The following is a 12,498-nucleotide window of genomic DNA, read 5'->3' on the forward strand; positions in this document are numbered from 1 at the left end:
TGGCCGGGTGCCAGTAGCCGAAAGGGTCAGACGTGAGAAGCGGGGAGTGGGCGGCGGGTCGTGCCGCCGGCTTACGGAGTGTCCGAGCTCAAGGTGCGGGCCTGAACTTTGCTTTGGCCGTTCAGGCGAACTTCATAGGGATCGGCGCTGCCGTAGTCGCTGATCGCACGAAACTGCAAGGTGTCTTGTGCGCCGGAGCGACCCAAGGGCAAGCGACGGGTCTGGCCAGGGGCAATCATGCCGGGGTCTTCCATTTCCTGGCCCTTCGCAGTGCGCAGGGTGGACATGGACACGTGGTAAGCGCTGGGGTTGTGGATCTCCAGCATAGGTGCGCCCTGAGCGTTGACCACGGACCACTGCAAATCGGCAGGGGCCTGGGCGGCCGAACCGGGCAAGCCGTCAGGACGGAAAAATAATTTGATGCGTTGGCGAATGGCTATCTGCAGCTGATTGTCACTGGGACTTTGTTGTGGGATTTCCTGGATGTTCAGCCAGAGCACGGTTTCGCGGTCACGAGGCAGGCCCTGGTCACCACCGGCATAGAGCACACGCATCACTTGCTGGCCGTTAGGGGCAACTTTGACCAGTGCAGGGGTAATGGCAAAGGGGAGTTCTGCTTGATCGTGATCGGTATTCGTTTCCAGCCAGGACTGAACCAGGATGGGCGAATTGTCGTTGCGAACCACAATGGACGCTTCTTGCTGCTTCTCGGGCAGGATCAGGCGGGTACCGCTCAAGGAGATGGATGCCTGGGCCTGGTTGCTCAACAGCGCAGCGCTCAGGGCCAGACATCCAAAAGCCAGTTTCTTGAAAGTTAAGATGGACATGGTTCATTCTCCTTGAGGGGTTAGTTCTGGCGAAAGGGATAACCCTTCGCCAGAGGTTCAGGCAGTCTTATTCGTAAGACAGCTCGTAGGCGACGGTCGCGTTGGCTTGGCCACCGACAACATCAGCAACGTCAGCACCGGCCTTGCGGGTGTAGTAGGCGGTCAGAGGAATGTTGATGGCGCCGTCAGCGTAAGGAGCTTCCAGCTTGGCGGTGCCGCTGGTGAAGTCCAGAATGGTTTGGTCGCTGACTAGCATGATCTGCACGTTCTGGGCGCCGCCAGTGACAGCAATACCCTTGCCGGAGGTCGCGGTAGGAGCCAGCTTCAGCTCAACTTTGGTGCCGGTGGCACATTCGATCTGCATATCGATGTTCTTGGAAATCGAGGTGATGCCGCCTGTAGAGGTAGCGGGCGTCGCTTCCGTGCCCAGAGTCTTGGCCGACACAGGGCCCATATCGACCAGCATGTTGGCACCGGAGCTGGAAGCACCAGGAGAACGCACGGTGCAACTGTCAGCGTTGATGCTGCCCACAAAGTTGATGTTGCCGCGGGCAGCAGTCGTGAGCTCGGCTTGGGCACCGGTAGCAGCAAAAGCGGAAAGGATAGTGAGGCCGAAAAGGATCTTTTTCATGATTGATTTGACTTCCGATTGTTGGACAAACGAAGCAACCTTGTTGTACGCCTTGGGGCGCTCTAAGGTTCCCAGGAGTGTGCTCTGTTTGGGCACAATTGAAGTTTAGGAAATCAATCGGGGAAAAGATTTAGGACTATTCTTAAAATGCAGTCCTATTAATTGAGAATGTTTTTTTTAATTGTTTTTTTCTGTCAAGTGGCTTGTTTGCTTGGTTTGCAATTCTTGACGATTAAGCTTGATTGGGTTTGAGTATCTATTAAGAGCGGAGAAATAACTCTAGGAATAATCTTAAATAATTGAATAGACCGTGCTTTTAAAATTTCATCATTAATTGGCTCCGATAGGGGCTGCAAACGAATTTTGATGAATGGGATGCGTGGTATGTGGAGCCGTATACTCAGGAAGCAGGAGTTTTCCCGCCAGCGATTCGTGTGGGCTAAAGCACTGATGCTGCCCATTGCCCTGCTTGTCGGGATGGGCCAAGTCCAGGCTCAGTCAACGAGCTGTTTCAGATCCAGAGACCTGACGGCCAGCTCAAGCTGGAGCATGGCCCCTAGCGGCACCGTCTTTAAAAATGGCGATATTGTAGGGCGTACGTCTGCCTATGCTGAGTACTACCTGCCCCTTGCTCACGGCGAAACAGTGAATGTCTATGCAAGCGGGCAGATAGCGGATAACGCTTATCAAGCAGTTCCCTTGAGTGGGATGCCAGGGTTGGGTTTGGTCGTTCGCTGGGCGGGGTACGCCTCCACTGTCTCTTTGACGCCAATCGGACCAAGTGCTCCGCAGGGAACGATTATTTCCAGTAGCCCGTGGATTTCTGTGCTACGAGCGCGAACAACGGCCAGTTACACGCTGGCCCAGTTCTACAGTTTTGAACTGGTGGTTATTGATGACAAGGTATATAAAGGCGGCAAACTGACCTTTACTGAAGCCAATAAAGTCCTTGTTATGACAGCCAATCAAAAGGGCACGGCTAATGCACAGCTTTGTATTAATGGATTCGTGGACCCCATGGCGGCTTTGACCGGCACCGTGCAAGTGCCTGAGTTGCCCAAACCTGCTCTGCCCAGCTGTAAGTTCTCGACCAGTACCTTGACTCAAAATGTGGTTCTGGGACCCGTTGATCCCGGTCAGATTGTGCCTGCAGGTGCAAGTCGCTCTTCAGGTGCGTCAGGGCAAGCCCATTTCTTGATTGAGGGAACGGGGTGTACCAAAGACACCAAACTGAATATCTATTTCACCGACACCAGGGATAGTGCAACGAATAAAAATTATTTGCTCTCAAGCAACCCGGCAGTCGGGGTACGTTTGTTTCATCGCGGTGAATCTGACCCCCTGCCTTTTGGTCCTGCGCCTTCAGGCTCCTGGGTGCCGTCGCGTTATGCGCCTTCTGTAGGGCCGGCTCTGACGGATGGTGCTGTACTGTCTACCGGTTTTACCGCTCAGTATGTACGGCTTCCCAATAAAACCGAATCAGATGTCAGACCGGGGCCTTTGGAAGCGGCTGCAACTTTTGTGATTGTGTATCCCTGATACGCAGGAAGAAAAAAGCGGAGCCAAGGGGCTCCGCTTTTTTTATTTGCTGGTGGCGGGTTCCTGCCAGCGTAAATAGGCATTGCGGGTTTGGGTGGACACGGACTCCAGCACCTTTTGATGTGTCACCTTATGGCGTGCCAGCAGGCGTGCATCTGCCACTGTTCGGGATTTGCAGAACCAGTGGCAGCTGTGTTGAAACAGGTATAGCTCGGCGGACAGATGAAAGGCCCGGCTTTTTGGGTCCAGCTGTTCGGGGTTGTCCACCATATGACGCAGCCCGGCAGCATGAATCTGCAATAGCTGGCGGAAGTCGCGCGTCATGGAGGGGATGATGCGTTCGGCATAGGGCACGCAAAAGGGCAGCATGCCTACTCGGGTGTTTTCTGCTGGTTCTTTTTGCAGAAGGTCAGCCAGGGATTGAATCTGGGTGGCTACCGCGTTTTCGGTCTGGGCAAACATCTCCAACACCTGCAGTTGGCGTGAGGGGTCCTGTTCGCCAATCGCGCGGGTATAGCCTTCCGTCAGCGTTTCCATATGACGTTCCAGCTGGAAGCTGCTCAAGTGGCGACCCAGCAAGATAATGCGTCCGCGTTGATACCGTGCCCGCACAAAGTGCAGGGCTATTGCGGCGACCAGAAGAAGAATTACTGTGTCCATCATCCGTGTTTCCGTGCAGGGCCAGGCACCTTGTTGTTTTCTGCTGCAGCGCCAAGCCTGGCTATAAAAATCTCGGCTGCCAAATAGCAGCCGGCCATTGTATCCCGCCATTCTTTATTCTTGTTTTCATTCTTGTCGGGGATTGCCACCAGTGAGGCCAGGTGGATTGCATAGACGGAAATCGCTGAAGAAGGGGGCAGTCCCCCCGAGCAGCCCCCAAGCTTGAAGACGAATTCAAGCTTGGGGAACTACGTATGTGTGGGGTGCGTCCTCCAGGTAGAACGCAGCCCTTGGTGCAAGGGCTGACTATAGGAGGGCTGGTGTCCAGGTTGCAGCTGGGTTCCAAGCTGCAATTGGCTCTGTTCTCACGCTTTTCCAGCGGCTGGCAGGGCGGGGCTGTCGGATGCCCGTACTTGCTCCTGGCTGATCTGACGGACTACCAGCAGCATGCACAAGGCCGAAACAATAATGCAGGGAATTGCCGAGCTGATGACGCCAGCGGCTCCATATCCCTGGCTAAGCAACATGCCTGCAAGGGTTGGACCCAGTGTTGCGCCGATACGGCCAACGGCTGCAGCGGTGCCGACGCCAGTGGCACGTACGGAAGTAGGGTAGACAATACCGCCAAAGGCATACAAGACGCCCTGGCAACCAATCACAAACGCACCCGTCAGTGCGGCAGCCCAATACATCTGCGTCAGGCCGGATGCGGCGTTCAGGCTTAACAAACCAGCCAGAATACCGCCGTACATCAGTGCAATAACCAGGGTTTTGTGCCAGCGGTCGGTCAGATACCCTAACAAGACGGTGCCCACGGTTGCGCTGACCATGAACCAGAATTGGGCTGTGCTGCCTTGCTTGCGGCTAAAGCCCAGCTCCTGGAACAGGGAAGGAAGCCAGCTCAGCATCAGGTAGACAACCATCAGCGTGAAAAAATAGCTGACCCACAAGAGCAGGGTGCGGGTGGCCAGACCATTGCTGAACAGATCCTGGAAGCGCCCTTGAACGACAGCAGGGCTTTGTCGAGCCTGCAGGAACTCGCGTGATTCGGGCAGGAACCATACCATGACAGGAATAACCAGCAGGGGGAGCAGGCCGCCCAGATAGAAGATGTTTTTCCAGTTTTCACCAAAGTTGGAGGCAGCGACCAGTGACAGAATGGCGGCCCCAACAGGCATGCCGGCATACATCATGCCCACTGCACGGGCACGGTGTTCCGGTTTGACGGATTCGGCAGCCAGCGTAATCAGATTGGGCATGGCCGCGCCCAGACCTGCTCCAGCCAGAAAGCGGACCATCAACAGGATGGCCAGGCTATTGACCCAGGCAGTGAACAGGGTAAACAGGGCAAAGATGGCGACCGAGGCAATCAGCACGGCCTTGCGACCGTATTTATCGGCCCAGCGTCCGCCCATCAGGGAGCCGGGCAGTAGCCCCAGAATGCCCGCACTTAGAAAATAACCTTGGTAGGTTTTATTCAGACCAAACTCTGCTGCTACGCCTTTCACGGCAATACCAGCAGCCTGTATGTCCATGCCTTCGATAACGGCGATCAGAAAGCAGATCGCCACGGTGATGACCGCATGTCTGCGGCCTTGAGTATGTGTCATTGCTATGTCTCCTCGGTTGACCGGGACGTTTTTCTTGTTGCTTCTGCCCCCTGCCCGCCCCGAATTCAGGGTGCAGAAACCCGCTCACTGCGCGGCAAGGCAGCGCTGAGCGGGGGTAGAACTTTTTTTAGAGTCTCGGAATCAAGCTGTGGCGCCTTGGCGCTGCAGCAAGTCCAGCGCCACGTCCACAATCATGTCTTCCTGTCCGCCCACCATGCGGCGTTTGCCCAGCTCGACCAGAATGTCCACGACTTTCAGCCCGTACTTGTTGGCTGCGGCTTCGCTGTGGCGCAAGAAACTGCTGTAGACACCGGCGTAACCCAGGGCCAGGGTTTCACGGTCCACACGGACCGGGCGATCCTGCAGCGGGCGCACAATGTCGTCGGCGGCATCCATCAGGGTGTACAGATCGGTGCCATGGTTCCAGCCCATGCGCTCGGCAGCCGCAATAAAGACTTCCAGCGGTGCATTGCCGGCACCGGCGCCCATGCCTGCCAGGCTGGCATCAATGCGGTCGCAGCCTTCTTCAACGGCCACAATGCTGTTTGCCACGCCCAGGGACAGGTTGTGGTGGGCGTGAATGCCGGTCTGGGTTTCAGGCTTGAGTACATCCTTGAAGGCCCGGAAGCGTTCGCGCACATCGTTCATGTTCAAGGCACCGCCCGAGTCCACCACATAGCAGCAGGTTGCCCCGTAGCTTTCCATCAGCTTGGCCTGTTCGGCCAGATGCTGCGGACTGGTCATGTGGCTCATCATCAAAAAGCCGGCGGCATCCATGCCCAGCGAGCGGGCGTATTCGATGTACTGCTTGCTGACGTCCGCTTCCGTACAGTGCGTGGCAACGCGTACGATGCGTGCGCCGGCGTCGTAGGCGGCTTTCAGATCATGAATGGTGCCAATGCCCGGCAGCAGCAAGGTGGCAATCTTGGCGTGCTGCACGACCGAGGCCACTGCCTCGATCCACTCCAGATCAGAGTGCGCCCCAAAGCCGTAGTTGAAGCTGGAGCCGCACAGCCCGTCGCCGTGGGCCACTTCAATCGAGTCCACCTTGGCCTGGTCCAGGGCACGGGCAATGTCGATGGCGTTCTGCACGCTGTACTGGTGACGCACGGCGTGGCTGCCGTCGCGCAAGGTCACATCGGAAATAAAAAGCTTTTTTTGTGAGTCGTGTGCCATGTTCGTGTCCTTGCTAATCATGCGGCCTGCGTCAGCAAGCGGGTTTGTGCCAGACGCTCGGCACAGGCCAGGGCGGTGCTGGTCATGATGTCCAGATTGCCTGCGTAAGCGGGCAGATAATGGGCCGCACCTTCTACCTCGATAAAGACCGACGTTTTCAGACCGGAGCGCAAGCCCAGACCAGGTACATTGATGGGCTGGTCTTCCCGGATCAGGTCAAATTGCACTTTTTGCTTGAGGCGATAGCCGGGCACATAGGCCTGAACCTTGGCTGCCATAGCTTCAACCGATTGCTCGATTTCAGCCTCTTTGCCCGGATCCGTCAGGGTGTAGATGGTGTCGCGCATCAGGAGCGGGGGCTCGGCCGGGTTCAGCACAATAATGGCTTTGCCTACCTGTGCGCCGCCTACCACTTGCATGGCTTTGCTGGTGGTTTCCGTGAACTCGTCAATATTGGCGCGCGTGCCGGGACCGGCCGACTTGGACGAGATGGAGGCAATGATTTCCGCATAGTGCACGGGGGTGACTTGCGAGATGGCCGCGATGATGGGCACGGTGGCCTGTCCGCCGCAGGTCACCATATTGATATTAGGCGCGTCCAGATTGTCTTCCAGGTTCACCACGGGCACGGTGTACGGGCCAATGGCGGCAGGCGTCAGGTCAATCACCTTGATGCCGTGTTCTTGCAGCAGCGCATTGTGGCGGGCATGGGCCCCGGCACTGGTGGCATCGAACACAATGCGAATGTCCTGGAAGTTGGGCAGCTTCAACAGCCCTTCAATACCTTCATGGGTGGTGGGCACGCCCAGCCGTGCCGCACGGGCCAGGCCGTCCGAGCTGGGGTCGATACCGACCATGGCACCCATGCTCAGGTATTTGCTTTGGCGCAGTACCTTGATCATCAGGTCGGTGCCGATATTGCCCGAGCCAATAATGGCGACGGCAATTTTGGGGTTTGTCATGTGTGTTACTCCGAACAAAGAGGACTTAGCCTGCGCTGAAGGTGACCGATACCGAGCCTATGCCCTCGATCACGGCTTCAAAGTGATCGCCGCTGGCCACCGGCGCCATGGGGCCCAGAGCGCCGGTCAGAATGACATCCCCGGCCTTGAGCGGATCACCCAGTTTGGCCAGGGTGCGGGCCAGCCAGGCGGCTGCATTAAAGGGGTGGCCCAGGCACTCGGCACCACTGCCGCTGGAGGCCGCTTCGCCGTTACGCAGCAGAGTCATGCGGGCGGCGCGCAGGTCCAGACCATCCAGGCGACGGGCGGGTCCGCCCAGCACATACAGGCCGCTGGAGGCGTTGTCGGCCACGGTATCGACAAAGCGGATGTCCCAGTTTTCGATGCGGCTGCCCACAATTTCCAAAGAAGGCATGACCCAGCCTACGGCGGTGGCGACATCCGCAAAGCTGGTGTCGGCGTGGGGCAGGTCGCGCTCCAGAATCAGGGCGATTTCGGCCTCGATCTTGGGCTGCAATACACGTTCGAAGGGGACGGTGTCGCCATCGCCATAGGCCATGTCGGCAAACAGGGCGCCGAAGTCGGGCTGGTCCACGCCCAACTGCTTTTGCACCTTGGGGTTGGTCAGGCCGATCTTGCGGCCCGTCAGGCGGCGTCCCTGCGCTAAGCCACGAGCAATATTGATACGCTGGATGTCATAGGCGGCCTGGGCATTGTCTTCACCGATCAGAGCGCGGATCGGTTCAATGGCCTGACCGCTGTGTTCGGCCTGGCGCAGGCGGGCAGCCAGCGTGTCCAGCAGTTCAATGGATGATTCGCTCATCTCAACGCTCCAGGAAGTCCAGCACCAGCTGGTTGAACTTCTCGGCGTGTTCCCATTGCGCCCAGTGGCCGCATTGGTTGTAGACGTGCAGCTCGGAGTTCGGGATACCCGCCAGCAAGCGCAGGCCGGTGTCAAAAGGAACGACACGGTCCTGACGGCCCCAGATGATCAGGGTGGGGGCGGTGATGCCGGGCAGGCGCGGGCTGAAGTCGGGGAACTGGCGCGGGTTGGCTTCCAGGGATTTCAGGAAGTTTTCCAGATGATCCTTGCGGCTGAGCATATTGTTCAGACGGGCTTGCAGCAGCTCTTCGGTCAGAACGCTGGCATCGAACACAAAGACATTGTTAAAGCGCTTCAGGTTTTCCAGCGTAGGTTCGCGGTACAGGCCGTTCAGCAGCTTGATGCCTTCGCTGGGCATGGGGGTGAACAGGCTCATGCCACCTGTGCCGCCGCCCATCAGAACCAGTTTGGCCACGCGTTCGGGCCAGGTCAGGGCAAAGGCCACCGAGCTATGTCCGCCCATGGAGTTGCCCAGCATGTGAATCTTGGCTATGCCCAACTGGTCGATGATGCTTTTGACGACACGGGCATTCAAATCCGAGCGCGAACCGCTGTTGACGATGGAGTCGCTCTTGCCCCAGCCGGGGCAGTCAATCAGCAAGACGCGATAGCCGGCCTGGGTCAGGGGCTCGATATTGCGGTTGAAGTTGGCCCAACCGGTTGCACCGGGGCCAGAGCCGTGCAGCATGACGACGGTCTGTTCGCCCTGGCCCAGATCGTTGTAGTGAATGCGCAGTTCCTTGCCTTCCTCGACCACGGTCGCGAAACGGCTGTAATCAGCTTCATTAAGACTCATGACAATCTCCTGATGTTTTGTTGTGGTGGATTTCAGTTCTTGCTGGGATGGGCGGACAAGCCGCCAAAACCGGCAATCCACTCGGGAATTTCGCGGTAGTAGCGATGGCCTGCTTCGTAAGGGCCATAGGCCGACAGCCCGGCAAAGGCGGCTACCCAGGTTTTGACTTCGTGGGCGCTGCGGCCTGCCAGGGCGGAGACCTCGTCGTTGGCGACCTCATCGAGCTGGGCATAGCGCTGCGTTTGCAGCAGATCCAGAAAGTTCTGGTCCCATTCGGGGTTAAGCGGATGCAACACCGAGGGGTCCTGGGTGAAAGCCTTGCCAGCATCAATCGTGCGTTGGGTGCGGGCGGCACGGGCTTCGGGCGACAGGGTGTAGCCTTCGCCATCCAGGGAGCGGCGCACGGGTTCGGGCGCTTCGGCGTAAACGGGCACGGGTGGCTGATGTGACAGGCCGCCGGAACCCAGCCACAGCACGCGTTTTCCGGTAGAACGGGCCCATTGACCGATGGCTTCACCCAGCAGGCGTGCACGCTTGAACGTGGGCAGGGGGGCCGCTACCGAGTTGATGAACACCGGAATAACCGGGTACTGATCCAGACTGCCTACCAGATGCTCCAGCGGATAGGCAGCACCGTGATCGACCTGCATATCGTGTGAAATCGCCACATCCACACCGCTATTGATGACATGGGTGGCGCAGTCGGTAGCCAGCTCGAAGGGCACGTTCAAGCGCCCGGCCAGACTGCCAAAATCCCCAATCGCATGGGCACCTGTGCCGATGCAAAAGCTGGGCATGACGTTATAGAAAAAACCATTGAAGTGATCGGGCGTGAACAGCACGATCAAATCCGGTTTGAAGGCGGCAATGCGCTCGCGGGCGGCTTTTTGTACCGCAAAGACTTCGTCCAGCACGGCCTGTGCCGGGTCGTGATGACCCAGCAAGGGGGTGTGCGATAAGCACTCCAGATGTGCCTGCATCCCGGTCTCCTGTTTTATGAGTGTGAAGGGGCCGCGACGCATGGAGCCGCGGCTTGTGCGGCAAGCGCAAGGCTCGCCCCCTGTTTGGCCAGATTGCGCAAGGCCTGGGTGGTATCGGCCCAGACCTCCAATGGCAAGATGGCTCTTTGTTCAATCAATTCCTTCAAGGGACGCATATCGCGACCTTGGTTGACGGTGATGGCGCCACAGATGGCACCTTCCGGGTCCAGGCCGATCAGCACAAAGGGCGTTTGCTCCAGTGAGCCACGCAGGACCCAATGAGCCGCCTGCATCTCCCCGGCGAATTGAATATTCAGGTCGCATTGATCGGTCCAGAACCAGGAGGGAGTGGCTTTGGCGGGTTCCTGGTTCAGCATGTGGCACACAGCCATCACGGCCTGGCGGTTGGCGTTCTCCCAGGTTTCCTGCCGCTGCCAGCGGCCATCCAGCCCGATCTGAACGGTGGTGTCGCCGGCGGCATAAATGCCTGGGCAGGAACTGCGGCCATGCTCATCAATGACCACGGCGCCTTGCTCGGTATTTAGCCCGGCACTGTCAGCCAGGCAGGTGTCTATGGTGACGCCTACGCCGTAAATCAGCAGATCACCTTGCAGTGTCTTGCCGTTGCTGAGTGTCAAAGCAATTTTTTGTTCAGCTTCAAGGCTTGCATGCTCGACATGGGTGCCCAGATGAACGTGGACGCCGCGCGCTTGATGGACGCCGAGCAAGTAATCGCTCAAGACTTCGGGAGCATTGCGCGACATGATGCGGGTGGCCGGGTCGATCAGCTCGACAGTTGCGCCCATGGCGACCAGGCTGGAGGCCAGCTCCAGACCAATCACGCCAGCCCCTACCAGCAGTGCATGACTACCGGGTTTGATCTGGGCGCGAATGCGATGGGCGTCGTCAAGGGTGCGCAGCACATGCGATACAGAACCCAAGGCATCCAGTTCGGGCAGGCGTCGGGCCTGCGCACCGGTGGCCAGCAGCAGCGAGTCGTAATGCAGGCTGTCGCCATTGGACAGGCTGACCTGACGAGCTTGAGCATCAATAGCCACAGCACGTACGCCCAGTTTCAGATCAATATTCTGTTCCTGGTAGAAACTTGCGGGGTGCAGTGTCAGTTGGGCCTGTTCGGGGTTGAGCAAGGCATCCTTGGACAGCGGTGGACGCTCATAGGGCAGATGAGGCTCATCACCGACCAGCGTGATCGAGCCTTGAAAGCCACGGCTGCGCAGTTCAGCGGCTGCTGTGGTACCGGCCTGCCCAGCTCCAATAATGAGGATATGTGGTGCTTGCATCACAGCTCCAGACCGCCAGCCACATTGCGGATGCCCCGGATACCCAGGCCCGCATCAGCATTGATCATGACGCCGGTCAGCGTCTGGTTGTTCTGGCGTGATGCCAGCAGCACAAAGGGGCCGGTAAATTCTTCCGGTTCGGGGAAGAACTGCAGGGGCAGGATGGCCTTGATTGCATCGGGCGAGCGAGAGTCCATGATGCGGGTGTCTTGCTGACCCAAAGCCTGCGGTCCGCGCAGATCGGTTTTCATGCCGCAAGGGCCCACGCCATTGACGCGTACCTTGGGGGCCAGCTCGAATGCCAGTTCACGGATCAGACCGACCGCCGCGTGCTTGCTGGCGGTGTACAAAGGGCCACCGCCTTCGGCGTAGAAGGCGGAGTTGCTCAAGGTAAAGATCATGCTGCCGCAGGATTTCACCAGCTCGGCGGCAGCCGCTTTGGCCCCAAGCAGATAGCCTTTGACGTTGATGGCAAACAGCTCATCAAAGCCTTTGTCCAATTGCTCCATGCTGGTGTTGATCAGGCGTGCGCCGTGATCCCAGACAGCCGCATTGCCGATAAAGCAGTCCAGCTTGCCAAAGCGGGCCACTGTGGCAGCGACCGCTTTTTGATTGTCGGCCGCGCTGCACACGTCCCCCTGGACGGCCAGCACCTTGCCTTCAAAGTGCTGCTCCAGCTGGGCGCATTTTTCTGCCGAACGTTCCAGCACGGCCACCTTGGCCCCTTCTTTCAAAAAGCGTTCCACCAGAGCCAGGCCCAGGCCGGAGCCGCCTCCGGTGATCAGTGCGACTTCGTTTTCAAGCCAGCCTTTCATGCCTGGGCCTCCAGATCGATATAGACCATGCCTTCGCTGATGATGACCGGATAGGTACGCAGCGCTTCCGTGGCGGGCTGGCACAGTGCCGCGCCCGTTTTCAGACAGAAGCGGGCAGCGTGCAAGGGGCACTCCACGGTGCCGTCGTCCTCGACATAGCCTTCGGACATGGAAGCGTTGCCGTGGGTACAGCGGTCGTCCGTGGCGTAGAAGGTGCCAGCGATATTGAACAAGGCGATCTGGCGCTCGGGGGTGTCTATCTTCAGTGCTTCGCCATCGGCCAGCGCACCGGTTTCACATGCAGTAATGCGGGTCATA

Annotated in this window: 13 protein-coding genes; 1 reads left to right on the forward strand and 12 read right to left on the reverse strand. The window is 58.3% G+C overall.

Annotated elements, in window-relative coordinates; all coding sequences use genetic code 11:
* Positions 1 to 71 precede the first annotated feature (71 nt).
* Both ACU6HM_RS00575 and ACU6HM_RS00580 read right to left on the reverse strand, forming a co-directional pair.
* Positions 72 to 827: a fimbrial biogenesis chaperone gene (locus tag ACU6HM_RS00575; protein WP_446763234.1), complete on the reverse strand. Its 756-nt coding sequence runs from the start codon at positions 825 to 827 to the stop codon at positions 72 to 74.
* Between the two features lie 67 nt (positions 828 to 894).
* Complete coding sequence (locus ACU6HM_RS00580; RefSeq protein ID WP_247966543.1) at positions 895 to 1,458, reverse strand: fimbrial protein; 564 nt, start codon at positions 1,456 to 1,458, stop codon at positions 895 to 897.
* 366 nt (positions 1,459 to 1,824) lie between these two features.
* On the opposite strand from ACU6HM_RS00580, the gene ACU6HM_RS00585 reads away from it, so the two are divergent.
* Positions 1,825 to 2,997 (forward strand): fimbrial protein, encoded by a 1,173-nt coding sequence (locus tag ACU6HM_RS00585; RefSeq protein WP_254498928.1) that lies wholly within the window; start codon positions 1,825 to 1,827, stop codon positions 2,995 to 2,997.
* Between the two features lie 42 nt (positions 2,998 to 3,039).
* Here the strand turns inward: ACU6HM_RS00585 and ACU6HM_RS00590 are convergent, their stop codons facing one another.
* The 10 genes from ACU6HM_RS00590 to hcaC form a co-directional block, all read right to left on the reverse strand.
* On the reverse strand, positions 3,040 to 3,660 hold the full coding sequence (locus tag ACU6HM_RS00590; protein WP_238441753.1) for a hypothetical protein: 621 nt from the start codon (positions 3,658 to 3,660) through the stop codon (positions 3,040 to 3,042).
* Positions 3,661 to 4,022: 362 nt separating this feature from the next.
* Positions 4,023 to 5,267: a 3-(3-hydroxy-phenyl)propionate transporter MhpT gene (gene mhpT / locus ACU6HM_RS00595; protein WP_250755970.1), complete on the reverse strand. Its 1,245-nt coding sequence runs from the start codon at positions 5,265 to 5,267 to the stop codon at positions 4,023 to 4,025.
* Positions 5,268 to 5,408: 141 nt separating this feature from the next.
* Positions 5,409 to 6,443 carry a 4-hydroxy-2-oxovalerate aldolase gene (gene dmpG / locus ACU6HM_RS00600; protein WP_115634055.1) on the reverse strand — a complete coding sequence of 345 codons (1,035 nt, stop codon included), beginning with the start codon at positions 6,441 to 6,443 and terminating at the stop codon, positions 5,409 to 5,411.
* 17 nt (positions 6,444 to 6,460) lie between these two features.
* A complete protein-coding gene (locus ACU6HM_RS00605; RefSeq protein ID WP_250755969.1) occupies positions 6,461 to 7,405 on the reverse strand; it encodes an acetaldehyde dehydrogenase (acetylating) in 945 nt (314 codons plus the stop codon).
* Between the two features lie 25 nt (positions 7,406 to 7,430).
* Positions 7,431 to 8,228: a 2-keto-4-pentenoate hydratase gene (mhpD, locus tag ACU6HM_RS00610; RefSeq protein ID WP_009459271.1), complete on the reverse strand. Its 798-nt coding sequence runs from the start codon at positions 8,226 to 8,228 to the stop codon at positions 7,431 to 7,433.
* A gap of 1 nt (position 8,229) precedes the next feature.
* On the reverse strand, positions 8,230 to 9,084 hold the full coding sequence (locus tag ACU6HM_RS00615) for an alpha/beta fold hydrolase (protein WP_060186368.1): 855 nt from the start codon (positions 9,082 to 9,084) through the stop codon (positions 8,230 to 8,232).
* A gap of 32 nt (positions 9,085 to 9,116) precedes the next feature.
* Complete coding sequence (locus tag ACU6HM_RS00620) at positions 9,117 to 10,064, reverse strand: 3-carboxyethylcatechol 2,3-dioxygenase (protein WP_083053195.1); 948 nt, start codon at positions 10,062 to 10,064, stop codon at positions 9,117 to 9,119.
* 14 nt (positions 10,065 to 10,078) lie between these two features.
* Positions 10,079 to 11,365: a 3-phenylpropionate/cinnamic acid dioxygenase ferredoxin--NAD(+) reductase subunit gene (hcaD, locus tag ACU6HM_RS00625; RefSeq protein ID WP_060186370.1), complete on the reverse strand. Its 1,287-nt coding sequence runs from the start codon at positions 11,363 to 11,365 to the stop codon at positions 10,079 to 10,081.
* Positions 11,365 to 12,180, reverse strand: coding sequence for a 3-phenylpropionate-dihydrodiol/cinnamic acid-dihydrodiol dehydrogenase (gene hcaB / locus ACU6HM_RS00630; RefSeq protein WP_060186371.1), 816 nt, complete (start codon positions 12,178 to 12,180; stop codon positions 11,365 to 11,367). The genes hcaD and hcaB overlap by 1 nt, the downstream gene beginning before the upstream one ends.
* A complete protein-coding gene (hcaC, locus tag ACU6HM_RS00635) occupies positions 12,177 to 12,497 on the reverse strand; it encodes a 3-phenylpropionate/cinnamic acid dioxygenase ferredoxin subunit (RefSeq protein WP_060186504.1) in 321 nt (106 codons plus the stop codon). The genes hcaB and hcaC overlap by 4 nt, the downstream gene beginning before the upstream one ends.
* Position 12,498: the final 1 nt, after the last annotated feature.

It is taken from the genome of Alcaligenes sp. RM2 (genome assembly GCF_052931795.1).

What these genes read in the sequence shown, in the direction of transcription:
- ACU6HM_RS00575 (WP_446763234.1), bottom strand. Translation starts at nt 827, where the DNA reads ATGTCCATCTTAACTTTCAAGAAACTGGCTTTTGGATGTCTGGCCCTG.
- ACU6HM_RS00580 (WP_247966543.1), bottom strand. Translation starts at nt 1,458, where the DNA reads ATGAAAAAGATCCTTTTCGGCCTCACTATCCTTTCCGCTTTTGCTGCT.
- ACU6HM_RS00585 (WP_254498928.1), top strand. Translation starts at nt 1,825, where the DNA reads ATGAATGGGATGCGTGGTATGTGGAGCCGTATACTCAGGAAGCAGGAG.
- ACU6HM_RS00590 (WP_238441753.1), bottom strand. Translation starts at nt 3,660, where the DNA reads ATGATGGACACAGTAATTCTTCTTCTGGTCGCCGCAATAGCCCTGCAC.
- mhpT (WP_250755970.1), bottom strand. Translation starts at nt 5,267, where the DNA reads ATGACACATACTCAAGGCCGCAGACATGCGGTCATCACCGTGGCGATC.
- dmpG (WP_115634055.1), bottom strand. Translation starts at nt 6,443, where the DNA reads ATGGCACACGACTCACAAAAAAAGCTTTTTATTTCCGATGTGACCTTG.
- ACU6HM_RS00605 (WP_250755969.1), bottom strand. Translation starts at nt 7,405, where the DNA reads ATGACAAACCCCAAAATTGCCGTCGCCATTATTGGCTCGGGCAATATC.
- mhpD (WP_009459271.1), bottom strand. Translation starts at nt 8,228, where the DNA reads ATGAGCGAATCATCCATTGAACTGCTGGACACGCTGGCTGCCCGCCTG.
- ACU6HM_RS00615 (WP_060186368.1), bottom strand. Translation starts at nt 9,084, where the DNA reads ATGAGTCTTAATGAAGCTGATTACAGCCGTTTCGCGACCGTGGTCGAG.
- ACU6HM_RS00620 (WP_083053195.1), bottom strand. Translation starts at nt 10,064, where the DNA reads ATGCAGGCACATCTGGAGTGCTTATCGCACACCCCCTTGCTGGGTCAT.
- hcaD (WP_060186370.1), bottom strand. Translation starts at nt 11,365, where the DNA reads ATGCAAGCACCACATATCCTCATTATTGGAGCTGGGCAGGCCGGTACC.
- hcaB (WP_060186371.1), bottom strand. Translation starts at nt 12,180, where the DNA reads ATGAAAGGCTGGCTTGAAAACGAAGTCGCACTGATCACCGGAGGCGGC.
- hcaC (WP_060186504.1), bottom strand. Translation starts at nt 12,497, where the DNA reads ATGACCCGCATTACTGCATGTGAAACCGGTGCGCTGGCCGATGGCGAA.